Origin of the sequence: Nocardioides sp. T5 (assembly GCF_048161455.1) — a bacterium.
Lineage (GTDB): Bacteria > Actinomycetota > Actinomycetes > Propionibacteriales > Nocardioidaceae > Nocardioides.
Map to the genome: position 1 here is coordinate 2593379 of NZ_CP182415.1, position 22987 is coordinate 2616365.

Here is a 22987-nt window from a genome sequence, read left to right on the forward strand (position 1 = left end):
TCCCCGAGGTGGAACCGGGAAAGTCGGCGCCGCCGCTCGATAGGCTCGCCGCATGCCTCTCGTCCCGCTGCAGGCCGACGTCCTCGGTCCTGACTTCCGGGTGGAGACGATCTCGCTCCCACCTGATCCCGAGGGCCCCGTCGTCGCGACGCTCGTGACGCTGGAGCCCGAACGACCCAACGGCCGTGCCGTGCTGCACGTGCACGGCTTCGCCGACTACTTCTTCCACACCGAGTACGCCCGGTGGTGGGCGGACCGCGGCTATGCGTTCTACGCCCTCGACCTCCGCAAGTACGGCCGTTCGCTCCGCGACCACCAGACCCCGCACTACGTCGCGGACCTGGCCGAGTACTTCGCCGAGATCGACCTCACGTGGTGGCGGATCACCCAGCGCGACGGGCACCGCGAGGTGATCGCCTCGGGTCACTCGACCGGTGGCCTCACGGTCCCGCTGTGGGTGCAGGAGCGCCGGCCGGCCGAGCTGCGTGCGATGGTGCTCAACTCCCCCTGGTTCGACATGCAGGGGGCCGCGTGGCTGCGCAGCCCGGCGACGCGCGTGGCGATCGAACGCCTCGGCACCAGACGACCGATGCAGGAGATCCCCCGCAGGATCAGTGACGTCTACGGCCGGTCGCTGCACCGCGAGCACGGTGGCGAGTGGGACTACGACCTGACCTGGAAGCCGCTCGAGTCGCGGCCCGTCTACGTCGGGTGGCTGCGCGCCGTACGACGCGGGCACGCGCTGCTGCACGCCGGCCTCGACATCGACTCCCCCACGCTCGTCCTCTCCTCGGCCCGGTCCTTCTTCGGCGAGCAGACCGAGGAGACCGCCGCCACGCACGACATCGTGCTCGACGTGGAGCAGATCCGGCACTGGGCCTCGTCCGTCGGGCGCCACGTCACCTCGATCGCCATCGAGGGCGCCATCCACGACGTCGTCCTGTCGCGCCCGCCCGTCCGCAAGCAGGCGTACGACGTCCTCGGCAGGTGGCTCGAGGCGTGGGTGGACAAGCGGCGTGAGCCACACGACCAGCGTGGACAGCCGACGGGATGAGCTGCCCCCTCAGAACGTCAGCACGTCGTCGGCCTCGACGGTCCACGCTGCGAGGGTATCCATCGTGGATCGTGGCGCGACGTCGATGAGGTTGTCCTCGGTGAGACCACGGGCGTCCAGGCACGTGCCGCAGCAGGCGACCTGGCCGCCGTGACGGGCGAAGCCCGTGAGCATCCTGTCGAGGGCGTAGTAGCCGTCAGGGGTCTTCTGACCGGCGACGGCGCAGGTCACCGCGTCCCCCATGAGGAACACCTTCACCTCCGCGTCGTCGCGGCGGCTGAGGGCGACCGCGAGCCGCACCGCGTTGAACGTCTCGTCGGCGCCGTAGGCCGGGCCGTTCAGGATGAGCAGGATCTTCTTCATGACTCCGATGCTCGTCCTCGGGCCGCTCGCACCGAAGAGGCAAAAGCCCTCGCCCGCCTGAGCCGGGAGTCACCCGTTGCTCCGTGCCCGACACCTCCCTCGGCGGGACGGTCAACCCGCGCCCTCGATGGGCACGCCCGCGAGGCGCCACTCGAGAACCCCGTCGGTGGCTCGGCGGGCGTCGAGTCCCTCGGCGGTGAGCAGTCGTACGGCGTCGTGGGCCAGCACGCAGTACTGGCCGCGGCAGTAGGCGACGACCTCGTGGTCGCGAGGCAGCTCCCCGATCCGCTCCGCCAGCTCCTCGAGAGGGATGTGGACCGCCCCCGGGAGGTGGCCCGCGGCGAACTCGGTCGCGGGTCGGACGTCGAGGATGACCACGTCACCCCTGGCGATTCGTCGCAGCAGCTCGTCCGTGTCGACCGCTGCGGTGTCCTCCGGTCCGAGGTAGGCGCGCCGTGCGAGCTCGGTGTGGGGACGATGGGCCTGCGCGACCCGTCGGAGGTGGTCCCAGAGCCCCACGACGTCGGTGCCGGTCAACGAGTAGTAGATCCGCTTGCCGTCGCGGCGGGACTCGACCAGTCCGGCCTGTCGCAGCGTCTGCAGGTGCGCGGAGCAGGTGCTCATGCCGAGGTCGGCGGCGTCGGCGAGGCTCTCGACGCTGCGCGGGCCCTGGCCGAGGAGGTCGAGCAGCTCGAGCCGCGTGGCGTTGCCGAGCACCTTGCCGACGGCTGCGAACTCCGCGAACAACGCGTCCTTCCTGGCTCGGTCACCCATTCCCGATCACCTCCGTGGTCGTCCTGTCCGGTCGGTGGTGGGTCTCGTACATGCGCAGCGCGACGACGAGCCCGGACGCCGCGGTGAGCGCAGCGACGGTCCACACGGCCGCCCCGACGCCGAGGGCGTCGGCGACGACGCCGGCCAGCACTGCTCCGACGGCGAAGCCGCCGTCGCGCCAGAGCCGGTAGACACCGACCGAGCGGGCGCGCCAGGCGGGGTGCGCCACGTCGCCGATCGAGGCGAGGAGCGTCGGGTAGACCATCGCGGTGCCGGCGCCGAGGAGTGCGGCGGCGACAGCCCACGCCGCGAACGAGTCGGCGAGGGCGATCAGGGCGAGCGCAGCGGCCTGGAGCCACATGCCGGCGACGATGAGCCACTTTCGGCCCCACCGATCCGACAAGGCTCCGGTGAGCAGCTGCCCGACGCCCCACACGGCCGGGTAGAGCGCGGCGAGGATGCCGATCCTGCCGACCGAGAGCCCGGCGCCGGCGAACAGGATCGGGAAGAGGCCCCAGGCGAGGCCGTCGTTGAGGTTGTTGACCAGGCCCGCCTGGCTGGCCGACGACAGGGCGGGCTCCTTGAAGCTGGTCTGCACGAACACCTGGCGGTCGGTCAGCTCGCCGTGCAGGTGGTCGTGCCTGCCGTCGGCACGGGCGACGTGGCCGGCGGCCTCGAGGCGGGCATGGCCGCGGGTCTCGCGCACGGCCAGGGTCGAGAGCCCGAGTCCGAGGGCTGCGAAGGCGATGCCGAGGAAGAACGGCTCCGGGCGCAGGCCGTAGGACTCCGCGACGTAGCCGGTGGCCAGCGCGGTGGCCGCGACCGCGGCGTAGCCCGCGGCCTCGTTCAGGCCCATCGCCAGTCCGCGTCGCGCAGGTCCCACCAGGTCGATCTTCATCACCACGGTCGTCGACCAGGTCAGGCCCTGGCTGATGCCCAGCAGCACGTTGGCGACGATGACCCAGGCCCACGACGGCGCCCAGATGAGCATGAGGGGCACCGGCACCGCGACGAGCCAACCAGCCACCAGGACCGGCTTGCGTCCGAAGCGGTCCGACCAGGTGCCGGCGAAGTAGTTGGTGACGGCCTTGGCGATGCCGAAGGCCAGGATGAAGCTCAGGCCGGCCGTGTAGGCGGTGAGGCCGAACTCCTCGCGACCCAGGAGCGGGAGCACGGTCCGCTCCTGGCCCAGCATGCCCCCGACCAGGGCGTTGACGACGACCAGCAAGGTGAACTGGGCGGCGTTCTGGCGCAGCCCCAGCTCGAGCTGGCGCCCCTGGTCGCCGGGGCGGGTGGCGGCGGTCGCTGGCCGGTGCCCGCGCATCACGGCATCCACCGCCGGCGCGCGACGTCGTCGAGGTCGAGCAGGCAGGCGGAGCTATCCGCCCCCTCCTCGATGAGCGGGATGACGCTGATGTCGCCCATGGGGCACCTCCGGGGGCAAGTCAGACGAGCACGTCGATATTACGTCATTCCACAGAACGATGGAATGAAGTGCAACGCTGCCCTCCACCCGGGCCAGGTCCGTGACCGGGCTCGAGGCGCAGGACGTCCTTGGCTTCGTCGGGCGCCGGGGCGACAATCGGGTGGTGAGCAGCTGCTGCGACCCGGCCGCCTACCAGGCCACGTTCGGGGAGCGTTTCGCCCGGCGGATGGCCCGGCGGTACCGCAAGCGCGGGCTCGACCGCACGCAGCAGCGGATGCTCGGGTTCCTCACCGATCGGGGCATCTCCGGCGCCACGATCCTGGAGATCGGCGGAGGCGTCGGTGAGCTCCAGGTCGAGCTGATGCGTCGCGGCGCAGCATCCGCCACCAACCTCGAGATCTCCACCCACTACGAGGACGAGGCCCGTCGCCTCCTCGACGAGGCCGGACTCGAAGGCCGGGCGACCCGAAGGATGCTCGACATCCCCACCGCTCCCGGCGACGTGGAGGACGCCGACGTGGTGGTGCTGCACCGCGTCGTCTGCTGCTATCCGGACTACGAACGCCTTCTCGCCGCTGCGGGCAGCCATGCCCGACAGCTGCTGGTCTTCTCCTACCCGCCCCGCAACCTGATCACCCGCCTCACGCTCGGGTTGGAGACCCTGGCGCAGCGCCTACGCCGGAACGAGTTCCGCGGGTACGTCCATCCACCACGAGCCATGGTCGCGGTGCTGCAGGAGCAGGGCCTGACCCCTCGCTTCCACCACCACAGCACCGCCTGGGACGTCGCCGGGTTCGAGCGCTGAGGTCGTCAGCGCAGATCAGAGGAGGAGCACCAGGAGCGCGACGACGCCGACCGTGGCGATGACCGCGCGGAGCAGGACGGGCGGCAGGCGGCGGCCGACGCCGGCGCCGATCTGCCCGCCCACGACCGAGCCGATCGCGATCAGCCCGGCGACGACCCAGTCGATGTCGGCGACGGCGATGAAGACGAGCGCAGCGACGGCGTTGACGATCAGGGCGAGGACGTTCTTGGTGGCCGTGTGTCGCTGCATGGAGTCGGCGACGCCGATGCCGAGGACGGCCATGAGCAGCACGCCCTGGGCGGCCCCGAAGTAGCCGCCGTAGACACCCGTCGCGGCGACCGCGGGCCACACCCACCACACACCGTGGTCGGGGATGCCGCCGCGCGACGCGGCGCGTGTGGCGACCGAGCGCTGGATGCGCGGACCCAGGAGGACCAGCACCACGCCGAGCGCGATGAGCACGGGGACGATCGCGTCGAAGGCGGCCGACGGCAGCCGCAGCAGGAGCAGCGCACCGACGACACCGCCGAGGAGCGACGCCGACCCCAGGCGAAGGACGCGGGCACCCTGCCCGGCGAGCTCGCGGCGGTAGCCGAAGACCCCCGACATGCTGCCCGGCACGAGGCCGACGGTGTTGCTGACGTTGGCGGTCACCGGAGGTACGCCGAACGCGAGGAGGGTCGGGAACGTGATCAACGTTCCCGACCCCACCACGGTGTTGATGGTGCCGGCCGCCACTCCTGCGAGGGCGATCAGCACAGCTTCCAGGGGACTCACTGGCCGGCAGGTGCTCCCGGCTCAGGGGGATCGATCGACCGGGCGCTCTTGCCCGGGTTGGCGGCACTCTCGGCCTCGGCGATCGCCTGCTGCACGGCCTCGTTGGTCGCCCGGGTCTCCGGGTCGTCCGACGAGCGCGGCAGCAGGGGCTCGGAGGAGCCCATGTCGACCCGGTTGCGCGGCGTGGCGTCCTTCGGGATGCCGGCGATCTCGTGGATCGACGAGCCGAGGCCCTCCATCGCCTTGGTGATCTCCGAGGGGATGACCCACACCTTGTTGGCGCTGCCCTCGGCGATCTTCGGCATCATCTGGAGGTACTGGTAGGCGAGCAGTGACTGGTCGGGCTGGCCGTCGTGGATGGCCTGGAAGACCGTCTGGATGGCCTGTCCCTCACCCTGGGCACGCAGGATCTGCGCCTCCCGGTCGGCCTGGGCGCGCAGGATCTGCGACTCGCGATCACCCTCGGCGTTGAGGATTTGCGACTGCTTGGAACCCTCGGCGGTGAGGATCGCGGCCTGGCGCTGGCCCTCGGCGGTGAGGATCACGGCACGCTTCTCACGGTCGGCGCGCATCTGCTTCTCCATCGAGTCCTTGATCGACGGCGGCGGGTCGATGCCCTTGAGCTCGACGCGGTTGACCCGGATGCCCCACTTGCCGGTGGCCTCGTCGAGGACGCCACGCAGGCCGGAGTTGATCGAGTCACGGCTGGTGAGCGTCTCCTCGAGGTCCATGCCACCGACGATGTTGCGCAGCGTGGTCATGGTGAGCTGCTCGATCGCCTGGATGTAGTTGGCGATCTCGTAGGTCGCGGCGACCGGGTCGGTGACCTGGAAGTAGATGACCGTGTCGATCGAGACGACGAGGTTGTCCTCGGTGATCACGGGCTGCGGCGGGAAGGACACGACCTGCTCGCGCAGGTCGATGAGGTAGCGCAGGCGGTCGATGAACGGGATGACGATGTTGAGTCCTGCCGGCAGCGTCCCCTTGTACTTGCCGAAGCGCTCGACGATGCCCGCGCGTGCCTGGGGCACGATACGGACCGTCTTGGCGAGCATGACGACGACGAACAGGACGACGAGCAGGAGCAGGACCAGTAGAGCAGTCCCCATGGGTTCCCCCCGATCTTGTGAGTTGCTGTGGCTGGCGTGGAGCGGTGGTGAGGCGGCGTACGCCGACGGGTCAGGGCTCGAGCGTGCCCACCGGGTGGACGTAGGCGGTCGCGCCCTTGATCTGGAAGATCTCGACGGTCTCGCCCGGTGCGATCCTGAGGTGCTCGTCGTAGGGCAGCGCCGACCAGACCTCGCCGGCCACCTTGATGCGACCCGGCGCCAAACCGGTGATCTCCTCGGTGACGAGCGCGCGGGTGCCGACCAGCTTGCCGTGGCCCAGCGCGAGCTCGGGACCGCCGTGGAGCCGCTTGACGAAGGCCGGACGGACGAAGGCCAGCATGGCGGTGGACGCGGCCAGTGCCGCCAGGATCTGCACGAAGACCGGCAGGCCGATGATGGCGGCGACCATGCCGACCACGGCACCCGCGGCGAGCATCGCGAGGATCAGGTCGAGGCTGAACATCTCCGCGACGCCGAGCACGATCGAGAGACCGAGCCAGGTCTCCCAGAGGTGGTCGCGGATCCAGTCCATGGTCCGACCCTATCCAGTCGGGCGTGACGTCAGGCGTGAACGACGCGCTCCGCCGGGCGTCGGCGCGCCGCGAAGCGGTCGTCGGCGCGGGTCAGCACCAGCGGCATCCCGAACGTCTCGGACAGCGACTCGGCCGTCACGACGTCCTCGACGGGCCCGGAGTCGACCACCCGGCCCTCGCGCAGCAGCAGGGCGTGGGTGAAGCCGGGCGGGATCTCCTCGACGTGGTGGGACACCAGCACCGTCGCGGGCGAGTCGGGATCGAGGGCCACCTGGGACAGCGTTGCGACCAGGTCCTCGCGGCCACCCAGGTCGAGACCCGCGGCCGGCTCGTCGAGCAGCAGCAGCTCCGGGTCCGTCATCAGCGCCCGCGCGACCTGGACCCGCTTGCGCTCACCCTCGCTGAGGGTGCCGAAGGTGCGCTCAGCGAGGTGGCCGGCACCGACCTCCGCCAGGAGCGCGGCGGCGCGGTCGTGGTCGAGGTCGGCGTACTCCTCGCGCCAGCGGCCCAGCACGCCGTAGGAGGCGGAGACGACGACGTCCTTGACCAGCTCGGACCGCGGGATGCGGTCGGCGAGCGCCGCACTGGTGAGGCCGATGCGCGGGCGCAGCTCGAAGACGTCGGTGGTGCCGAGCACCTCGTCGAGGATGCCGGCGACGCCCGAGGTCGGGTGCAGCTGCGCGGCCGCGACCTGCAGCAGCGTCGTCTTGCCGGCGCCGTTGGGGCCGAGGACCACCCAGCGCTCGTCGTCCTCGACGAGCCAGTTGACGTCATCGAGCAGCAGCGACCGGCCCCGGCGCACCGTGACCCCTGCGAGCTCGATGACGGCGACCATGGCGTCACCCTATCCAGCACCTCCTGCCCCTCCGGCCCTGACACGGCGGGTCGGGTCGGCGGGTAACCTCGCCGCGATGTCGCGCACGCCCCTCGCCCTCCCCCACTCCGCGACCCTCGCCTGGTGGCTCACCGCGTGGCTCCGCGGACACGAGCAGACCGACCACGTGCTCGACGCGCTGGCCGACGACACCCACCTGCTGGAGGGTGGCTCGGCGCTCGACCTGCTGGTGCGCGCGCGGGGCACCGGGGCGTCGTACGCCGGACTGGCCCTGCCGGTGGACGGCGACCCGCTGGGCCTGGGCGGCCCGCGCGACTTCAACGCCGCGGCCCTCGAGGCCGGGCAGGCCGTCGTGGTGGGCGGCCTCGGGCTGGTCCCGGAGGAGCAGGGCGAGACGGTGCAGTGGCGGCCCCACGAGGCCTCGCGCCGCCAGATCCCGGACGTCGGGGAGGCCGACCGCACCCTGCGCGCCGCGCTCCTCGGCGCGGCCGGCGACCTGGCCGACCTCGACGTCGCGCGGTGGCGACCCGAGGCCGCCGACGCGTTGATGAACCTGCACCACCGTCCTTCGGTGGACGCACCGCTCGGCACCCCGCCGCGGTGCGTCGACCTGGCCGCGCGTGGCCTGCAGGCGTGGGCCATCGTCGACCTCGCCCTGGTCGACGACGGCGGGGCGTTGTCGTCGTACGAGGTGGAGCGGCGCCGCGACCTCCTTCAGCCCCTGGGCCGGGCGGCCCGGCGCGCGATCGTCGCGGCCTGCTCCCCCGAGGTGTGGCCGGAAGGCTAGCGGTCAGCCGCCGTATGAGCCGCTGCCGTAGGTCGGCGGCGGCGGGTAGTCACCGGCGACACCGGACGTCTTGGGGTTGGGGCCGTAGGCGTTGTCGGGCTTGGAGTCGGTGCAGAACCACACGATGAGCAGGATCCAGCCGATGATCGGGATGAGGCCGATGAGGATCCACCAGCCGCTGCGGTCGGTGTCGTGCAGTCGGCGGATGCCGACGGCGAGGCTGGGCAGGAACAGCGCGAGGCTCGCGACGGTCTGGATCAGGCCACCGCTGGTGGCGCGGTCGTAGTCGGTGCCGAGGACGTTGTCCACGAGAGTGGCCGCGAGGTTCACCAGGAACGAGAAGAGCGCGAAGTACCAGTACTCGGAGCGCCGTGCGCGCCCCGAGAAGTCGACGTACTTGGACAAGCACGTGCGCACTGCCGTCATGAAGTCCATCGGAAACCCCCTGGAGGAGGGCGATCCCGTGGCTCCGGACCGCCGGCGCCACCAACCTAGGGCACCGGGACCGCCGCTCGCCAGCAGTGCTGGACCACCCGAGGAGCGGACCCGGCAGCGCGCGCAGGCTCCACGCGGCTAGCCTTTCGTCACGATGGAAGACGAGCCGAAGACACTCCTGGTCACCCTCACGGGCAAGGACCGGCCTGGCGTCACCTCAGCGATCTTCGCCGCACTGGCGGCCGCCGGCGTCGAGGTCGTCGACATCGAGCAGATCGTGCTGCGTCGGCGGCTCGTGCTCGGCATCCTCGTCACGGCGCCGCGCGACTGGAAGAAGCTGCGCGACGTCATCGAGCGCACCGCCGCGGACCTCGACATGGTGGTCGAGGTGGAGCGCGGTGCCGGCGACAACCGCAGCCGCCGCGGCGAGCGCTCGCACATCACGATCATCGGCAGTCCGCTCAAGGCCTCGGCGATGTCCGCGATCGCCGGCCGCATCGCCGACTCGGGCGCCAACATCGACAAGATCGAGCGGATGGCGCGCTACCCGGTCACCGCGATCGAGCTGCACGTCTCCGGCGCTCCGGCCGACACGCTGCGTCCGCTCCTGGCGGTCGAGGCCGTCAAGCAGGGCATCGACCTCGCGGTCCAGCGCGACTCGCTGCACCGTCGCGGCATCCGGCTGATCGTGATGGACGTCGACTCCACCCTCATCCAGGGCGAGGTCATCGAGATGCTGGCCGCGCACGCGGGCCAGGAGGCCGAGGTCGCCCGGGTGACCGAGGCGGCGATGCGTGGGGAGCTCGACTTCGAGGCGTCCCTGCGCGAGCGGGTCGCGCTGCTGGAGGGCGTGCCGGAATCGGCGCTCGACGAGGTATACGACTCGATCGAGCTCGCGCCCGGCGCCCGCACGATGGTGCGCACGCTGCGCCGCCTGGGCTACCGCTTCGCGATCGTCTCCGGGGGCTTCACCCAGATCACCGACCGCCTCGCGGCCGACCTCGGCATCCACTTCGCCCGGGCCAACGAGCTCGAGGTCGTCGACGGTCGGCTCACCGGACGCATCGTCGGCGACGTCGTCGACCGGGCCGGCAAGGCGACGGCGCTGCGCGAGTTCGCCGCGGAGGTCGGCGTACCACTGGACGCGGTGATCGCCATCGGCGACGGGGCGAACGACCTCGACATGCTCAACGCCGCCGGGCTGGGCATCGCCTACAACGCCAAGCCGATGGTCCGCGACGCAGCCGACACGGCAGTCAACGTTCCCTACCTCGACGCGATCCTCTACCTGCTCGGCATCTCGCGCGAGCAGATCGAGGAGGCCGACGCGGCCGTCGGCATCACGACGCCCGCGCCACCGCTCACCGGCTGACGCCGATCGCGACGCACCCGCCGACCTCGTCGTCGGTCTCGACCGACGTCGCCAGCCCGGCCGCCGCCATCGCGCCCGTCGTCAGTCCCGCCTGCGCGGGACTGGTCTCGACGAGCAGCGCACCGCCGGGCGCCAGCCAGCGGACGGCGTCCGCCGCGAGGCGCCGGTGCAGGGCCACGCCGTCGGCGCCACCGTCGAGCGCGACCCGGGGCTCGTGGTCACGCGCCTCCGGCGGCATGTCGGCGACCCGGGCCGTGGGCACGTAGGGGGCATTGGCCGCCAGCACCGCGACCCGGCCGACGAGGTGGCCCGGCAGCGCGTCGTACAGGTCGCCGCGGTGGAGCGCGGCGGACGGGGCGTTGGACCGCGCGCAGGCGAGCGCCGTCGCGCTCACGTCGCACGCGTGCACCTCGGCGTCCGTGCCCTCCACGCTGGCGGCGACCGGCGCGACCCCGCAGCACATCTCGACCACGACGGGGCGCCCACCTGCTGGGGCGGCGTCGGCCCGGTCCCCGGCCAGCCGCGCCAGCAGCTCCGTCCTGCGTCGGGGCACGAAGACGCCCGGGGTGACCACCAGCCGCCTGCCGAGGAACTCGACCCAGCCGAGCACGGTCTCCAGCGGCTCGCCCGCGACCCGGCGCGCGAGGAGGCGCTCGAGCTCTGCGACGGAGTGGGCCGCGTCCTCGAGGAGCGCAGCCTCGTCCTCGGCCCACACACAGCCGGCGGCGCGGAGCCGCGCCGCGACCTGCGGATCGCTCACGCAGCCCCGACGTGGAACGCCTCGAGGCGGGCCGCGCCGGGCCCGAGGTCGGCCCAGTCGCCGTCGACGGCGAACACCGCGACGGCCGAGGTGGGGAAGCCACGCGTCAGCATGGTGGTCGTCGCCTCCGGGTCGCCCTCGCCGTCGTCGACGAGCTCGGCGAGCGAGCCCACGGTCGGGTTGTGGCCGATGACCACCAGGGTCCGGACGTCGGGCGCGGTGTCGCGGACGAGGTCGAACGCCGAGTCGGTGCCGGCGGCGTAGAGGGCGTCGGAGAGGACGACGACGTCCTCGTCCCACCCGGCGCCGGCGGCGACCCGCTCCCACGTCTGCTGCGTGCGGAGGGCGTCGGAGACGAGGGCGACGTCGGGGTCGATGCCGTGATCGCTCATCCAGCGTCCGGCGGCCTCCGCGTCGCCCAGCCCGCGGTCGGCCAGCGCACGCGCGTGGTCGGTGCTCGCACTGTGCTCGGCCTTGGCGTGGCGCATGACGACGAGCCTGCGCCGACCCGCGCCGGACGCCTCCCTCACTGACTCCTGCATTGGCCCAGCCTTCCAGCCGCTAGCCTGCCTGTCATGCCCAGGGGACCACTCATGATCATCGGGGGTGCCGAGGACAAGGTGCGCAAGCCCACCATCCTCAAGCACTTCGTCGCCCTGAGCGGCGGCGAGGACGCGCGCATCGCCGTGATCCCGACCGCCTCCTCGCTCGGACGCGAGGTGGTGGACGTCTACGACGCGCTCTTCACGAAGTTCGGTGCGGCCAGCGTCGACGCCGTACGTCCGGAGTCGCGCGAGCAGGCGCACGACCCGGTGCTGGTGAAGGTCCTCGACGAGGCCACCGGCATCTTCATGACCGGCGGCAACCAGCTCAAGCTGTCGTCCATCGTGTGCGGCACCCCGGTGGGCGAGGCGATCATGCGCGCCCACGAGCGCGGTGCGGTCGTCGCCGGCACGTCGGCGGGCGCGAGCATCCAGTCGTCCCACATGGTCGCCTTCGGCGTCGGCGGGTCGACCCCCAAGCAGCGGATGACCCAGGTGGCCGCGGGCCTCGGCCTCGTGGGCACGGCCGTGATCGACCAGCACTTCGAGCAGCGCAACCGCTACGGGCGCCTGCTGATGATCGTCGCCCAGAGCCCGCAGCTGCTCGGCATCGGCGTGGACGAGGACACCTGCGGGCTCGTCGAGGACGTCGACGGCGACCTGGTCATGCGGGTGCTCGGCAAGGGGGCCGTGACGATCTTCGACGGGTCCCGCATGGTCTCCAACGCCTACGAGGCCACCCGCTCCTCCCCCCTCCTGGCCAGCGGCGTGCTGTTCCACACGCTTCCCGAGGGCACGGTCTTCAACCTCTCCACCCGGGCGCTGGTGCCGCAGGAGCCGGTCGTCGATCCGGAGGACGCCGACGAGGTCGCCGAGGCGACCCGTGACCTGCGCCAGATGGTCCGCGACATCGCCGCCGCCGACGCGACCCCCGCCGCGATCCGCCGCCGCCTCAAGCTGCGGCGCGGCTCGACCCCCCAGACCCCCGACCCGACCCAGGGAGACGATTGATGAGCGAGCGCCCCACCCCGGACCTGGAGATCGTCGAGACGCGGGTCTACCGCGGTGCCAACGTCTGGTCCTACGACAAGTCGATCCACCTCGTGGTCGACCTGGGCTCGCTCGAGCAGTTCCCCAGCAACACGATCCCCGGGTTCACCGACGACCTGGTCGCGATGCTGCCCGGCCTGCGGGAGCACTCCTGCTCGCGCGGCCGTCGTGGCGGATTCCTCGAGCGCCTCAACGAGGGCACCTGGCTGGGCCACGTCGCCGAGCACGTCGCGCTGGCCCTGCAGCAGCTCGTCGGCCACGACATCCGTCGCGGCAAGACCCGGCAGGTCAAGGGCCAGCCCGGTCGCTACAACATCATCTACGGCTACATCGAGGAGAACGTCGGCCTCACCGCCGGCCGCCTCGCCGTCCGGCTCGTCAACCACCTCGTCGAGGGCGACCCCGACTTCGACTGGGAGACCGAGCGCGACGACTTCATCCGGCGCGCCGAGCGCACGGCGTTCGGGCCGTCGACGCAGGCGATCGTGGACGAGGCGGTGTCGCGCGACATCCCGTGGATCCGGCTCAACCAGTACTCCCTCGTCCAGCTCGGGCAGGGCGTCCACGCCAAGCGCATCCGGGCCACGATGACGTCCGAGACGTCGTCCATCGCCGTCGACATCGCCTCCGACAAGGACCTCACCACCAAGCTGCTCGGTGCCGCCGGGCTGCCGGTGCCTAAGCAGGAGTCGGTCCGCACCGAGGAGGGCGCCGTCGCAGCCGCGCGCCGCATCGGCTACCCCGTCGTGCTCAAGCCGCTCGACGGCAACCACGGACGCGGGGTGTGCCTCGACCTGCAGGACGAGGACGACGTACGCGCCGCGTTCCCGGTGGCGCACGACCAGTCGCGGCGGGGCAACGTCATCGTCGAGTCCTTCGTGACCGGCAAGGACTACCGCTGCCTCATCATCGACGGGCGGATGGTGGCGATCGCCGAGCGCGTGCCGGCGTCCGTGACCGGTGACGGTACGTCGACGGTGCAGGCGCTCGTCGACCTCACCAACGCCGACCCGCGCCGCGGGGTCGGCCACGAGAAGGTCCTGACCCGGATCAAGGTCGACGAGGCAGCCATCGAGGTGCTCGCCGACCAGGGGCACACGCTCGACTCGGTGCCGGCCGAGGGCGAGATGGTCAAGCTCGCGCTCACCGGCAACATGTCCACCGGCGGCATCTCGATCGACCGCACCTTCGAGGCCCACCCGGAGAACGTCGAGATCGCCGAGGAGGCCGCCCGGATGGTCGGCCTCGACATCGCCGGCATCGACTTCATCTGCCCCGACATCACCGAGCCGGTCCGCGAGGCCGGCGGCGCGATCTGCGAGGTCAACGCCGCGCCGGGCTTCCGGATGCACACGCACCCGACGATCGGTGAGCCGCAGTTCATCGCCAAGCCCGTGGTCGACATGCTCTTCCCGCCCGGCGCGACGTCGCGGATCCCGATCGTCGCGGTGACCGGCACCAACGGCAAGACGACCACCAGCCGGATGATCAGCCACATCTTCAAGGGGATGGGCCGCAAGGTCGGCATGACCTCGACCGACGGCGTCGTCATCGACGAGCGGCTGCTGATCCGCGCCGACGCCTCCGGCCCGCGGTCCGCGCGGATGGTGCTGCAGAACCCCCGCGTCGACTTCGCGGTCTTCGAGGTCGCCCGCGGCGGCATCCTGCGCGAGGGCCTCGGCTACGAGCGCAACGACGTCGCCGTCGTCCTCAACGTGCAGCCCGACCACCTCGGCCTGCGCGGCATCGACACCGTCGAGCAGCTCGCCGACGTCAAGGCGGTGATCGTCGAGGCCGTGCCGCGCGACGGCCACGCCGTGCTCAACGCCGACGACCCCCTGGTGCGCGAGATGCGCCGCAAGTGCTCCGGCCAGGTCGTGTGGTTCTCGATGGAGGAGCCCGGCAGCGAGGTGCGCGACATGATCGACGCGCACTGCCGTCGCGGCGGCAAGGCCATCGTGCTCAACCCGAGCGACCGCGGCGAGATGATGGTGGTGCTGCACGGCCGCCGCGAGATGCAGCTGGCGTGGACGCACCTGCTGCCCGCGACCTTCAGCGGCCGGGCACGGATGAACGTCCAGAACGCCCTCGCCGCAGCTGCCGCAGCATTCGCGGCCGGCGCCCCGCTCCACGACATCCGTCAGGGCCTGCGGACCTTCTCGACCAACTACTACCTCTCCCCCGGCCGCCTCAACGAGGTCGAGGTCAACGGCGTCAACGTGATCGTCGACTACTGCCACAACGCACCCGGCATGAAGATGCTCGGCGACTTCGTGGACCGCATCGGCGAGTCGCTCGAGTCCTCCCACGACCTGGCCCGCCCGTCGCGGATCGGCATCATCGCCACCGCCGGCGACCGCCGCGACCAGGACATGCGTGAGCTCGGGCAGATCGCGGCCCAGCACTTCGACGTGTGCATCGTGCGGGAGGACGTGGCCCTCCGCGGCCGCGACCGAGGCGCGACCGCCCAGCTCGTGCTCGACGGCGTACGCGCCGCGATGGCCGACGGCGCCCGCTGCAAGCAGGCCGAGCTGGTGCTGGAGGAGATCGAGGCCGTGCGCCACGCGATGAGCCGCGCCAACCGTGGCGACCTCGTGGTCGTGTGCGTCGACAAGCACGCCGAGGTGATGGCCGAGCTGGAGAACTGGTCCGACGTCGCCCAGGCCGGGTCCGTCGCCAACCCCGACGCGCCGTCGGCGGACCCCGACTACGTGCCGCCGGCCACCGACGCGTGAGGATCCTCGACCTCGCGGCGCTGCCCCACCGGCCGATCGAGGCCCACGGGAGCCGTGGCTTCTCGATCGGCGCCTTCGGCCTCGGCGCTGACACCCACCTGGTGGCCGTCACGCTCGCTCCCGGCGGGGTGATCGGTCGTCACCCGGCGGTCGGACGCCAGCTGCTCGTCGTACTCCACGGTGAGGGCGAGGTCGCCGGCGCCGAGGGCGAGGTGCACCGGATCGTGCCGGGCCAGGCCGCTGTGTGGGAACCCGGCGAGCTGCACGAGACCCGCTCGCCCACGGGCATGTCCGCGATGATCGTCGAGGGCGACCTCGACATCGGCGCACCCGGCGAGCAGGTGGACCCGGGCGACACCTGACCGTCCGTCGTGCGGTGGGTGAGACACGTTCCGAGGCTCCGGAAGTTGTCCTGCTCACCGCTGGCCGGTCGCTCGATGACCCAGCGGTGGGTGAGACACGTTCCGAGGCTCCAGAAGTTGTCCTGCTCACCGCTCCGCAACGTCGCCGTACGTCGGCGGGAGGGCGTCGTACGCCTGCGCCCGGCCGCCGCTCACGCGCTCGCGGCGCGCACCTTCTGCGACAGCGTCTCGGGCGAGTCGGGCGTGCCGCCGTGCTCGGCGATCCAGTCGTAGGCCTCCTGGCGCTCGGCGTGGCACATGAGGCCGACGACGTCACCGGGCCGCGCCCGCTCGACCAGCGCGGCGAGGCACTCGACCTCGGTGTCGAAGGTGTCGATGTCGGTGACACCGACCCGGGCGGCGCCGGCGCGGAGGAGGTCGTCGATCTCCTTCATCGTGCGGCCGCGGAGATACCACTCCTTGTGGCCGATGGCGACGACGTCGCTGCCCTTGGCGCCGATCTCTCCGAGCGCGTCGATGAGCTCGTCGGTGCGGTCGCCGACGGCGCCGAGGCCGAGCAGCAGGCGCGCGCCGGGGCGTCGTACGCCCGCCATGATCTCCAGCAGCGCCTCGAGGCCGGCCTCGTTGTGGGCGAGGTCCATCACGACCGAGATGCTGTCGCCGTCGTCGGCGGGGCCGTCCGCAACAGGCACGGAGAAGAAGTTCATCCGGCCCGGGTTGTGCTCGGCGTCGGGACGGAACGACGTGAGGCCGGCGACCACGGCGTCGCGGGGCAGGCCCACGGCGAGGGCGGCGGACGCGGCCGCGAGGGCGTTCTCGATGTTGAAGCGGGACAGCCCGGCGAGCGTCATCGGGACGTCCACGAGCTCGACCAGCGGGTCGGGGTCGGCGCCCGGCGCCAGCACGGTGATCCAGCCGTCGATCACGGTCGTGGCCCGGCCGCCGTCGGTGAGCGCCTCGCGCACGGCCGGCGAGTCGGGGTCACGGCTGAAGATCCACGGCTGAGCCGAGATCACGGCGCGCATGGCCAGCACCCGCGGATCGTCGCCGTTGAGCACCGACCAGCCGTCCTTGCGGGTGATCCGTGGGACGACGGACTTCACCTCGGCGAGCTGGTCGACCGTGTCGATGCCCTGTAGGCCGAGGTGGTCGGCCGTCACGTTGGTCACCACCGACACGTCGTTGCGGGTGATCCCGATTCCCTTGAGCAGGATGCCGCCGCGCGCGGTCTCGGTCACCGCGAGCTGGACGCCGTCCAGCCCGAGCGCGCGCCCCGCGCCGGACGGCCCGGAGTAGTCCCCTGCCTCGACGAGCACGCCGTCGCGGTAGATGCCGTCGGTGTTCGACCAGCCGACCATCAGGCCGCTCGTGCGCGCGATGTGGGCGACCATCCGGCTGGTGGTGGTCTTGCCGTTGGTGCCCGTCACCGCGACGACGGGGATGGTCGGCGTGATCGTGGCGGGCCGGTCACCACGCGGCGCACGGGCCACCTCTGCGGCGGCGGCACTGACGGCCGCCTCGACGTCGGGCGTCGGCAGCGCGTCGAGGGCGTGCGCGACCGCCTCGCCGAGGGCACGTGCCCGGCCCCGGTTGCGCCACGGGAAGGCGACGATGACCACGTCCGGGTCGGACGTGGGGCGCACACGCACCGCGAGGCGCCGCGTGCCGGCCTCCCCCGCGATCGCGCGGACCAGACGCTCCACGGCCCGGAGTGCGAAGCGCTGCCGGAAGCCCGACCCGGCCGCGCCCGGGCGCGTCGTCCGGAGACCGATCCGGCGGGCGAACCGCAGCACCGCCTCGTCACCGGCCTCGGTGATCGTCGAGACATCGAGGGTCAGCTTCACCGCGGCACGCGGGAAGTAGAGGTTGGGGCCTTCGAGGACGCGCAGCTCGACGAGTGAGGTCACTCGGGGAAACTAGCGGACCGTGGTCGAGCCGCTACAGGCCCATCGCGTGGAAGCCGCCGTCGACGTGCACGATCTCACCGGTGGTGGCCGGGAAGAAGTCGCTCAGCAGCGCGACGACGGCCTGCGCGGTCGGCGCGTGGTCGGACTCGTCCCACCCGAGCGGCGCGCGGTCCTTCCACGCCGACTCGAGGTCCTCGAACCCGGGGATCGCCTTGGCCGCGAGGGTCTTGAGCGGACCGGCGGCGACGAGGTTGCAGCGGATGCCGTCGGGGCCGAGGTCGCGGGCGACGTACCTGCTCGTGTTCTCCAGGGCAGCCTTCGCGACACCCATCCAGTCGTACGCCGGCCAGGCGGTGGTCGCGTCGAAGGTCAGCCCGACGATCGAGGAGCCGCGCGAGAGGAGGGGCCGGGTGGCGACCGCGAGCGACTTGAGGGAGTACGCCGACACCTGCACGGCCTGCGCGACGTCGTCCCACGGGCCGTCGAGGAACTTCCCGCCGAGCAGCGTCTCCGGGTTGCCGTAGGCGATGGAGTGCACGACGCCGTCGAGGCCGTCGACGTGCTCGCGGACCTGGTCGGCGAGACCTGCGAGGTGGCCCTCGTCGGTCACGTCGAGCTCGAGCACCGGCGGCTCCTGCGGGAGCCGCTTGGCGATGCGTCGCGTGATGCCGAGCGCGCGGCCGAAGTTGGAGATCAGCACCGTGGCGCCCTGCTCCTGGGCGATCTTGGCGGTCGCGAAGCCGATGGAGCTGTCCATCGTGACGCCGGCGACGAGGATGCGCTTGCCGTCGAGGATTCCCATGTCGTTGGACCTTTCGTGGTCGGTGGTCGTGGCTCGAGGGAGGATCAGTGGCCCATGCCGAGGCCGCCGTCGACTGGGATCACGGCGCCGGTGACGTAGGACGCGCCGTCGGAGGCCAGCCAGGTGACCGCCGAGGCCACCTCCGCCGTCGAGGCGTAGCGGCCCAGCGGGACCTGCGTCTTGATGAGGCTCTTCTGCTCGTCGGTCAGGACGTCGGTCATGTCGGTCTCGACGAAGCCCGGCGCCACGACGTTGGTCGTGATCGACCGGCTGCCGAGCTCGCGCGCCAGCGAGCGCGCCATGCCGACCAGCCCGGACTTCGACGCCGCGTAGTTGACCTGGCCGGCCGAGCCGAGCAGCCCGACCACCGACGAGATGAGGATGATGCGGCCGCGGCGCAGGCGGAGCATCCCCTTCGCGGCCCGTTTGGCCAGCCGGAAGGTGCCGGTGAGGTTGGTGTCGATGACCGAGGACCAGTCGTCCTCGCTCATCCGGAGCAGCAGCGTGTCCCTGGTGATCCCGGCGTTGGCGACCAGGACCTCGACCGGGCCGTGCGCCTCCTCGACCTGCGTGAAGGCGGCCTCGACCTGGGCGGTGTCGGTGATGTCGCACCGCACGTCGAGGGCGCCCTCGGGCGCACCGCCGTTGCGGGTGGTGACCGCGACCTTGTCGCCCTGGGCGATGAACGCCTCAGCGATGGCGCGGCCGATGCCGCGGTTGCCGCCGGTCACCAGGACCGAGCGGGGTGCGGGCGGGGTGCTGGATCCGGGAATCTCGCTCACGGTCCCGACGCTAGTGATTACCGGGGGGTATCGGTCAATCCGATCACTCGTCCTCGAGGCGGAAGCCCACCTTCATGCCGACCTGGAAGTGCTCGACGGCACCGTCCTTGGCCTGGCCCCGGACCTGGGTGACCTCGAACCAGTCGATGTGGCGGAGCGTCTGGCCGGCACGCTCGATGCCGTTGCGGATCGCCTGGTCGATGCCGTCGGGCGAGGTGCCGACGATCTCGGTGACGCGGTAGGTGCGGTTGGTCATGGTTCCTCCTGCTCGACTGCGGTGCGGGCCGACAGGGGCCCGTGGATCTGCGAGCCTAGCGACGTAGACTCGCGGGCATGGCCAAGTCCGATGCCGTACGCATCACCACGGCTCGCAGCAGCGCCGCCGACGACATGCGATCGCGCAAGCGTCGCTACGCCATCTCGATGTCGATCAGGCTCGTGTGCTTCATCGCCGCGGTCGTCGCCTGGCCGAGCTGGTTGAGCTGGGTGTTTGCGGCCGCCGCAGTGTTCGTGCCGCTCTTCGCAGTCGTGATGGCCAACGCCGGCGACCAGCGCGACGACGGATTCAGCCTTCCCAGCAACCCCAGCGCCTACGAACTGACGGCACACGACGGTGAAGACTGAGGAAACACGGCGCGACTCGGGTGTGTCGAAAGTTTGGTTTTCACCCAGTCCCATGGAATGATTCTCGGTGCGAGCGCAGCATCCCCCGTCTGCGTCAGCAACCGAGGTGCCGGACAGCTTCCCCCCGTGGCTGTCCGGCACTTCTCATGTCCGGGCCTCGCTCGCGCGGCCTCTCGGCCCGCCAGGAAGGACGACGATGGACCTCGACCGTGACATCTGCTCGGCCAAGGGCTGCCAGGCCGACGCCGTGTGGGACCTGCAGTGGAACAACCCGAAGATCCACACGCCCGAGCGGCGCAAGTCCTGGCTCGCCTGCGACGAGCACCGGGCCTCGCTCTCGGACTTCCTCGGTGCCCGTGGGTTCCTGAAGGACGTCGTCCCGCACACGCCCGCTGGCTGAGGTCTATCCGCCGATCGCGGACATCGGACGGTCGGGCTGGAGGAACGTCTCGTCGTCGATGCCGTGGCCGGCGCGCTTGCCGCGCATCGCGATGACCCAGCGCTCGGCGATCTCCTCGTCGTCGGCGCCGGAGCGCAGCGACGTGCGGAGGTCGGACTCCTCGCGCGCGAACAGGCAGTTGCGCACCTGTCCGTCGGCGGTGAGGCGTACGCGGTCGCAGTCGCCGCAGAACGGGCGGGTGACCGACGCGATGATCCCGACGGTCGCCGGCCCACCGTCGACGTCGAACAGCTCGGCCGGCGCGCTGCCGCGCGGCGCCCCGTGGGGCGTCAGGGTGAACTCGGCGGCGAGCGCCTCGTGGATCTCGTCGGCGGTGACCATGGCGGCGCGGCTCCAGTCGTGCTGGGCGTCGAGCGGCATCTGCTCGATGAACCGGAGCTCGTAGCCGTGGGCGATGCTCCAGCGGAGCAGCTCGGCGGCCTGGTCGTCGTTGGTGCCGCGCAGCAGCACGGCGTTGAGCTTGATCGGCCCGAGCCCCGCGGCCTTGGCTGCCTCGAGGCCGGCGAAGACGTCCGTGAGGCGGTCACGGCGCGTGATGGTCGCGAAGGTCTCCGGCCGCACCGTGTCGATGCTCGCGTTGATCCGGTCGAGGCCGGCGTCGGCGAGGGCCTGCGCGGTGCGCGTGAGCCCGAGGGCGTTGGTGGTCAGGGAGGTCTCGACGCCGAGCGCGTGCGTGCGCCCCACGATGTCGACCAGCCCGCGGCGCAGCAGCGGCTCGCCTCCCGTGAAGCGCACCTCGCGGATGCCGAGGCGTTCCACGCCGATCGTGATCAGCCGGACGACCTCGTCGTCGCTCAGGGTCTGCTCGGTGGGCAGCCAGTCCAGACCCTCGGCCGGCATGCAGTAGTTGCACCGCAGGTTGCACCGGTCGGTCAACGAGACCCGCAGGTCCGTGGCCACGCGGCCGAAGCGATCTGCCAAGGGTGTCGTCACGGTCACAAGTCTAACGGCGGGGGCCGCACCACCCGCCGGACGCTCAGGGCGAGGCGGATAACCTCGCCGCGTGCACAAGCTGCGGTTCCTGGTCTCGCGCCGCTGGATCGCCTTCGCGCTCGTGGTGGTCTTCCTGGCGTGGGTCGCGTGGCGCCTCGGCGAGTGGCAGTTCCACCGCCTCGCAGACCGCCAGGAGCGCAACGAGATCATCCAGCGCAACGAGAAGGCCGGTGCCGACCCGGTCACGGACGTCCTGGCTCCGGGCCGCCCGGTCGGCACGGCCGACGAATGGCGCATCGTGGAGGCCACCGGGACCTACGCCGTGGAGGACACGGTGATCGTGCGCTACCGCACCCGCGAGGGCGCGGCCGGCGTCGACGTGGTCGTCCCCCTCGAGCTCGCCGACGGCACGAGCCTGCTGGTCGACCGCGGCTGGTTCGCCACCGACAACCGCGGCGCGTCCACCGCCGACGTGCCCGCGCCCCCGGAGGGCGAGGTCGACGTCACCGGCTGGGTACGCCGCGACGCGGAGGGCGACAGCACCGCGGTCACCGACCGGTCCACCCGCGCCATCGACAGCGAGCGCATCGGCGAGGCGCTGGGCCGCGAGGTGCTCGGCGGCTGGGTCGACCTCCGGTCGGAGTCGCCCGAGCCGGCGACGGCGCTGGAGCCGGTCGAGCTCCCCGAGCTCGACAACGGACCGCACTTCTTCTACGGGCTGCAGTGGTGGTTCTTCGGCGCCCTGGCGATCTTCGGCTTCTTCTACCTGATCTACGACGAGTGGCGCGGCGGCCGCGGTCCGTGGGGCAACCAGGACGCCCCGGCGCCCGATGCCACGCGCACCGACCGGTCCGAGCCCGCGCGCGCTCGACGGCGTACGTGGCGCGAGCGGCTCGACTCGGACGAGGATCCCCCGGACCCCTCAGAGGGCGCGGAGCAGGCCACCGTCGACCGGGAGCATCACGCCCGTCAGGAATGACGCCGCCGGCGAGAGCACGAACGCCGCGACCGCACCGAACTCCTCCGGGGCGCCGTAGCGACCGAGCGGGATCGACGCCTCGGCCGCGCGGCGGGCCGCCTCGGGGTCGCCGGTCGAGGCGTCCAGCTCCGCGACGCGCTCGGTGGCGATGCGGCCGGGCAGGAGGCCGTTGACCCGTACGCCGCGCGGCCCCAGCTCGTCGGCCAACGTCTTGGCCACCATCGCCAGGCCGGGGCGCAGGCCGTTGGAGATCGCCATCTCGGGCAGCGGCGCCCGGACGCTCGAGGACAGCACCAGTCCCAGCGACCCGCCGGCGGGCAGGGCGGCGCCGACCTCGCGCGCCAGGCGTACGGCGCCGAGGAAGACCGACTCGAACGCAGCGGTCCACTGGTCGTCGGAGATGCCGGTGACCGGTCCCTTCGGCGGTCCTCCGACGCTGATCAGGGCCCCGTCGACCCGGCCGAAGGTCTCGTCGGCAGCCGCGAGGAGCCGCCGTGGGGTCTCGCGGTCGGCGTTGTCGGCCACGACGCCCACCGCGGCACGGCGCCCGGCCAGCTCGTCGAGCGCGGCGCTCGCCTCGTCGAGCGAGTCCTGCGAGCGGCCGGACAGCACGACGCGCGCGCCCTCGGCGACCAGCACGTCGGCGCTCGCCCGGCCCAGCCCGCGGGCCCCGCCGCTGACGATGAAGACGCGATCGGCCAGCTGCAGGTCCATGCCCGGAGCGTAGTCGCGCGGAACACGGCCGTTCCTTGCCGGCCCCTCCGTCTCTTCCCCGACCCGA

Annotated in this window: 26 protein-coding genes; 10 read left to right on the top strand and 16 right to left on the bottom strand. The window is 71.9% G+C overall.

Annotated elements, in window-relative coordinates; translation table 11 throughout:
- The first annotated feature begins 52 nt into the window (after positions 1-52).
- Positions 53-1054 (top strand): alpha/beta hydrolase, encoded by a 1002-nt coding sequence (locus ACNKF0_RS12615; protein WP_416952599.1) that lies wholly within the window; start codon positions 53-55, stop codon positions 1052-1054.
- 9 nt (positions 1055-1063) lie between these two features.
- On the opposite strand, the gene ACNKF0_RS12620 is transcribed toward ACNKF0_RS12615, so the two are convergent.
- From ACNKF0_RS12620 to ACNKF0_RS12630, 3 genes are all read right to left on the bottom strand, one after another.
- Positions 1064-1417, bottom strand: coding sequence for a DsrE/DsrF/TusD sulfur relay family protein (locus ACNKF0_RS12620; protein WP_416952601.1), 354 nt, complete (start codon positions 1415-1417; stop codon positions 1064-1066).
- 111 nt (positions 1418-1528) lie between these two features.
- The gene (locus tag ACNKF0_RS12625) at positions 1529-2191 is read right to left on the bottom strand and encodes an ArsR/SmtB family transcription factor (protein ID WP_416952603.1); all 663 of its coding nucleotides are present in this window, start codon (positions 2189-2191) and stop codon (positions 1529-1531) included.
- Positions 2184-3515, bottom strand: coding sequence for an MFS transporter (locus ACNKF0_RS12630; RefSeq protein WP_416952605.1), 1332 nt, complete (start codon positions 3513-3515; stop codon positions 2184-2186). Before ACNKF0_RS12630 ends, ACNKF0_RS12625 begins: the two co-directional genes overlap by 8 nt.
- Positions 3516-3780: 265 nt before the next feature.
- Here ACNKF0_RS12630 and ACNKF0_RS12635 point away from each other — a divergent pair, with 265 nt between their 5' ends.
- Positions 3781-4422: a methyltransferase domain-containing protein gene (locus tag ACNKF0_RS12635; RefSeq protein WP_416952607.1), complete on the top strand. Its 642-nt coding sequence runs from the start codon at positions 3781-3783 to the stop codon at positions 4420-4422.
- Positions 4423-4437: 15 nt separating this feature from the next.
- Here the strand turns inward: ACNKF0_RS12635 and ACNKF0_RS12640 are convergent, their stop codons facing one another.
- From ACNKF0_RS12640 to ACNKF0_RS12655, 4 genes are all read right to left on the bottom strand, one after another.
- Positions 4438-5181, bottom strand: a complete 744-nt coding sequence (locus tag ACNKF0_RS12640) for a sulfite exporter TauE/SafE family protein (RefSeq protein ID WP_416952609.1) — start codon at positions 5179-5181, stop codon at positions 4438-4440.
- Between the two features lie 14 nt (positions 5182-5195).
- A complete protein-coding gene (locus ACNKF0_RS12645; protein ID WP_299931636.1) occupies positions 5196-6308 on the bottom strand; it encodes an SPFH domain-containing protein in 1113 nt (370 codons plus the stop codon).
- Between the two features lie 70 nt (positions 6309-6378).
- The gene (locus tag ACNKF0_RS12650) at positions 6379-6840 is read right to left on the bottom strand and encodes an NfeD family protein (RefSeq protein WP_299931638.1); all 462 of its coding nucleotides are present in this window, start codon (positions 6838-6840) and stop codon (positions 6379-6381) included.
- 29 nt (positions 6841-6869) lie between these two features.
- Positions 6870-7676: an ABC transporter ATP-binding protein gene (locus tag ACNKF0_RS12655; protein ID WP_416952612.1), complete on the bottom strand. Its 807-nt coding sequence runs from the start codon at positions 7674-7676 to the stop codon at positions 6870-6872.
- A gap of 76 nt (positions 7677-7752) precedes the next feature.
- Here ACNKF0_RS12655 and ACNKF0_RS12660 point away from each other — a divergent pair, with 76 nt between their 5' ends.
- Positions 7753-8463 (top strand): hypothetical protein, encoded by a 711-nt coding sequence (locus ACNKF0_RS12660; RefSeq protein WP_416952614.1) that lies wholly within the window; start codon positions 7753-7755, stop codon positions 8461-8463.
- Positions 8464-8466: 3 nt separating this feature from the next.
- On the opposite strand, the gene ACNKF0_RS12665 is transcribed toward ACNKF0_RS12660, so the two are convergent.
- A complete protein-coding gene (locus tag ACNKF0_RS12665) occupies positions 8467-8898 on the bottom strand; it encodes a DUF805 domain-containing protein (RefSeq protein ID WP_416952616.1) in 432 nt (143 codons plus the stop codon).
- Positions 8899-9052: 154 nt separating this feature from the next.
- On the opposite strand from ACNKF0_RS12665, the gene serB reads away from it, so the two are divergent.
- A complete protein-coding gene (gene serB / locus ACNKF0_RS12670) occupies positions 9053-10270 on the top strand; it encodes a phosphoserine phosphatase SerB (protein WP_416952618.1) in 1218 nt (405 codons plus the stop codon).
- On the opposite strand, the gene ACNKF0_RS12675 is transcribed toward serB, so the two are convergent.
- Positions 10260-11030: a putative protein N(5)-glutamine methyltransferase gene (locus ACNKF0_RS12675; protein ID WP_416952620.1), complete on the bottom strand. Its 771-nt coding sequence runs from the start codon at positions 11028-11030 to the stop codon at positions 10260-10262. The two genes, serB and ACNKF0_RS12675, sit on opposite strands and share 11 nt — an antisense overlap.
- A complete protein-coding gene (locus tag ACNKF0_RS12680; protein ID WP_416952622.1) occupies positions 11027-11518 on the bottom strand; it encodes a SixA phosphatase family protein in 492 nt (163 codons plus the stop codon). Before ACNKF0_RS12680 ends, ACNKF0_RS12675 begins: the two co-directional genes overlap by 4 nt.
- Before the next feature lie 87 nt (positions 11519-11605).
- Between ACNKF0_RS12680 and ACNKF0_RS12685 the strand changes: the two genes are divergently transcribed.
- From ACNKF0_RS12685 to ACNKF0_RS12695, 3 genes are read left to right on the top strand one after another with little or no spacing between them, the layout of a single operon-like run.
- On the top strand, positions 11606-12583 hold the full coding sequence (locus tag ACNKF0_RS12685) for a cyanophycinase (RefSeq protein WP_416952624.1): 978 nt from the start codon (positions 11606-11608) through the stop codon (positions 12581-12583).
- Complete coding sequence (cphA, locus tag ACNKF0_RS12690; RefSeq protein ID WP_416952625.1) at positions 12583-15357, top strand: cyanophycin synthetase; 2775 nt, start codon at positions 12583-12585, stop codon at positions 15355-15357. The genes ACNKF0_RS12685 and cphA overlap by 1 nt, the downstream gene beginning before the upstream one ends.
- The gene (locus ACNKF0_RS12695) at positions 15354-15719 is read left to right on the top strand and encodes a cupin domain-containing protein (RefSeq protein ID WP_416952627.1); all 366 of its coding nucleotides are present in this window, start codon (positions 15354-15356) and stop codon (positions 15717-15719) included. Before cphA ends, ACNKF0_RS12695 begins: the two co-directional genes overlap by 4 nt.
- Positions 15720-15910: 191 nt before the next feature.
- On the opposite strand, the gene ACNKF0_RS12700 is transcribed toward ACNKF0_RS12695, so the two are convergent.
- Genes ACNKF0_RS12700 through ACNKF0_RS12715 form a run of 4 tightly spaced genes read right to left on the bottom strand, consistent with a single transcriptional unit; the run spans position 15911 to position 19466 of the window.
- Positions 15911-17626 (bottom strand): Mur ligase family protein, encoded by a 1716-nt coding sequence (locus ACNKF0_RS12700; protein ID WP_416952629.1) that lies wholly within the window; start codon positions 17624-17626, stop codon positions 15911-15913.
- Between the two features lie 31 nt (positions 17627-17657).
- On the bottom strand, positions 17658-18428 hold the full coding sequence (gene fabI / locus ACNKF0_RS12705) for an enoyl-ACP reductase FabI (protein WP_416952631.1): 771 nt from the start codon (positions 18426-18428) through the stop codon (positions 17658-17660).
- A gap of 44 nt (positions 18429-18472) precedes the next feature.
- The gene (fabG, locus tag ACNKF0_RS12710; protein WP_416958502.1) at positions 18473-19201 is read right to left on the bottom strand and encodes a 3-oxoacyl-[acyl-carrier-protein] reductase; all 729 of its coding nucleotides are present in this window, start codon (positions 19199-19201) and stop codon (positions 18473-18475) included.
- A 52-nt stretch (positions 19202-19253) separates the two neighbouring features.
- Positions 19254-19466: a dodecin gene (locus ACNKF0_RS12715; protein ID WP_129473603.1), complete on the bottom strand. Its 213-nt coding sequence runs from the start codon at positions 19464-19466 to the stop codon at positions 19254-19256.
- 77 nt (positions 19467-19543) lie between these two features.
- Here ACNKF0_RS12715 and ACNKF0_RS12720 point away from each other — a divergent pair, with 77 nt between their 5' ends.
- Positions 19544-19834, top strand: coding sequence for a DUF3099 domain-containing protein (locus ACNKF0_RS12720; protein WP_416952633.1), 291 nt, complete (start codon positions 19544-19546; stop codon positions 19832-19834).
- Between the two features lie 196 nt (positions 19835-20030).
- Complete coding sequence (locus tag ACNKF0_RS12725; RefSeq protein WP_416952635.1) at positions 20031-20234, top strand: acetone carboxylase; 204 nt, start codon at positions 20031-20033, stop codon at positions 20232-20234.
- A 3-nt stretch (positions 20235-20237) separates the two neighbouring features.
- On the opposite strand, the gene moaA is transcribed toward ACNKF0_RS12725, so the two are convergent.
- On the bottom strand, positions 20238-21227 hold the full coding sequence (gene moaA, locus ACNKF0_RS12730; RefSeq protein WP_416952637.1) for a GTP 3',8-cyclase MoaA: 990 nt from the start codon (positions 21225-21227) through the stop codon (positions 20238-20240).
- A 70-nt stretch (positions 21228-21297) separates the two neighbouring features.
- On the opposite strand from moaA, the gene ACNKF0_RS12735 reads away from it, so the two are divergent.
- Positions 21298-22206, top strand: a complete 909-nt coding sequence (locus ACNKF0_RS12735) for an SURF1 family protein (RefSeq protein ID WP_416952639.1) — start codon at positions 21298-21300, stop codon at positions 22204-22206.
- Here ACNKF0_RS12735 and ACNKF0_RS12740 read toward each other — a convergent pair.
- A complete protein-coding gene (locus ACNKF0_RS12740; RefSeq protein ID WP_416952641.1) occupies positions 22150-22920 on the bottom strand; it encodes an SDR family oxidoreductase in 771 nt (256 codons plus the stop codon). The two genes, ACNKF0_RS12735 and ACNKF0_RS12740, sit on opposite strands and share 57 nt — an antisense overlap.
- Between the last annotated feature and the right edge of the window lie 67 nt (positions 22921-22987).

Bases quoted from the DNA above. Each gene is read 5' to 3' on its own strand.
- ACNKF0_RS12720 (WP_416952633.1), top strand. From the start codon at position 19,544: ATGGCCAAGTCCGATGCCGTACGCATCACCACGGCTCGCAGCAGCGCC.
- fabI (WP_416952631.1), bottom strand. From the start codon at position 18,428: ATGGGAATCCTCGACGGCAAGCGCATCCTCGTCGCCGGCGTCACGATG.
- ACNKF0_RS12665 (WP_416952616.1), bottom strand. From the start codon at position 8,898: ATGGACTTCATGACGGCAGTGCGCACGTGCTTGTCCAAGTACGTCGAC.
- cphA (WP_416952625.1), top strand. From the start codon at position 12,583: ATGAGCGAGCGCCCCACCCCGGACCTGGAGATCGTCGAGACGCGGGTC.
- ACNKF0_RS12645 (WP_299931636.1), bottom strand. From the start codon at position 6,308: ATGGGGACTGCTCTACTGGTCCTGCTCCTGCTCGTCGTCCTGTTCGTC.
- ACNKF0_RS12650 (WP_299931638.1), bottom strand. From the start codon at position 6,840: ATGGACTGGATCCGCGACCACCTCTGGGAGACCTGGCTCGGTCTCTCG.
- ACNKF0_RS12625 (WP_416952603.1), bottom strand. From the start codon at position 2,191: ATGGGTGACCGAGCCAGGAAGGACGCGTTGTTCGCGGAGTTCGCAGCC.
- ACNKF0_RS12685 (WP_416952624.1), top strand. From the start codon at position 11,606: ATGCCCAGGGGACCACTCATGATCATCGGGGGTGCCGAGGACAAGGTG.
- ACNKF0_RS12630 (WP_416952605.1), bottom strand. From the start codon at position 3,515: ATGCGCGGGCACCGGCCAGCGACCGCCGCCACCCGCCCCGGCGACCAG.
- ACNKF0_RS12615 (WP_416952599.1), top strand. From the start codon at position 53: ATGCCTCTCGTCCCGCTGCAGGCCGACGTCCTCGGTCCTGACTTCCGG.
- ACNKF0_RS12620 (WP_416952601.1), bottom strand. From the start codon at position 1,417: ATGAAGAAGATCCTGCTCATCCTGAACGGCCCGGCCTACGGCGCCGAC.
- ACNKF0_RS12660 (WP_416952614.1), top strand. From the start codon at position 7,753: ATGTCGCGCACGCCCCTCGCCCTCCCCCACTCCGCGACCCTCGCCTGG.
- ACNKF0_RS12725 (WP_416952635.1), top strand. From the start codon at position 20,031: ATGGACCTCGACCGTGACATCTGCTCGGCCAAGGGCTGCCAGGCCGAC.
- ACNKF0_RS12715 (WP_129473603.1), bottom strand. From the start codon at position 19,466: ATGACCAACCGCACCTACCGCGTCACCGAGATCGTCGGCACCTCGCCC.
- ACNKF0_RS12680 (WP_416952622.1), bottom strand. From the start codon at position 11,518: ATGCGCCACGCCAAGGCCGAGCACAGTGCGAGCACCGACCACGCGCGT.
- ACNKF0_RS12655 (WP_416952612.1), bottom strand. From the start codon at position 7,676: ATGGTCGCCGTCATCGAGCTCGCAGGGGTCACGGTGCGCCGGGGCCGG.
- serB (WP_416952618.1), top strand. From the start codon at position 9,053: ATGGAAGACGAGCCGAAGACACTCCTGGTCACCCTCACGGGCAAGGAC.
- ACNKF0_RS12740 (WP_416952641.1), bottom strand. From the start codon at position 22,920: ATGGACCTGCAGCTGGCCGATCGCGTCTTCATCGTCAGCGGCGGGGCC.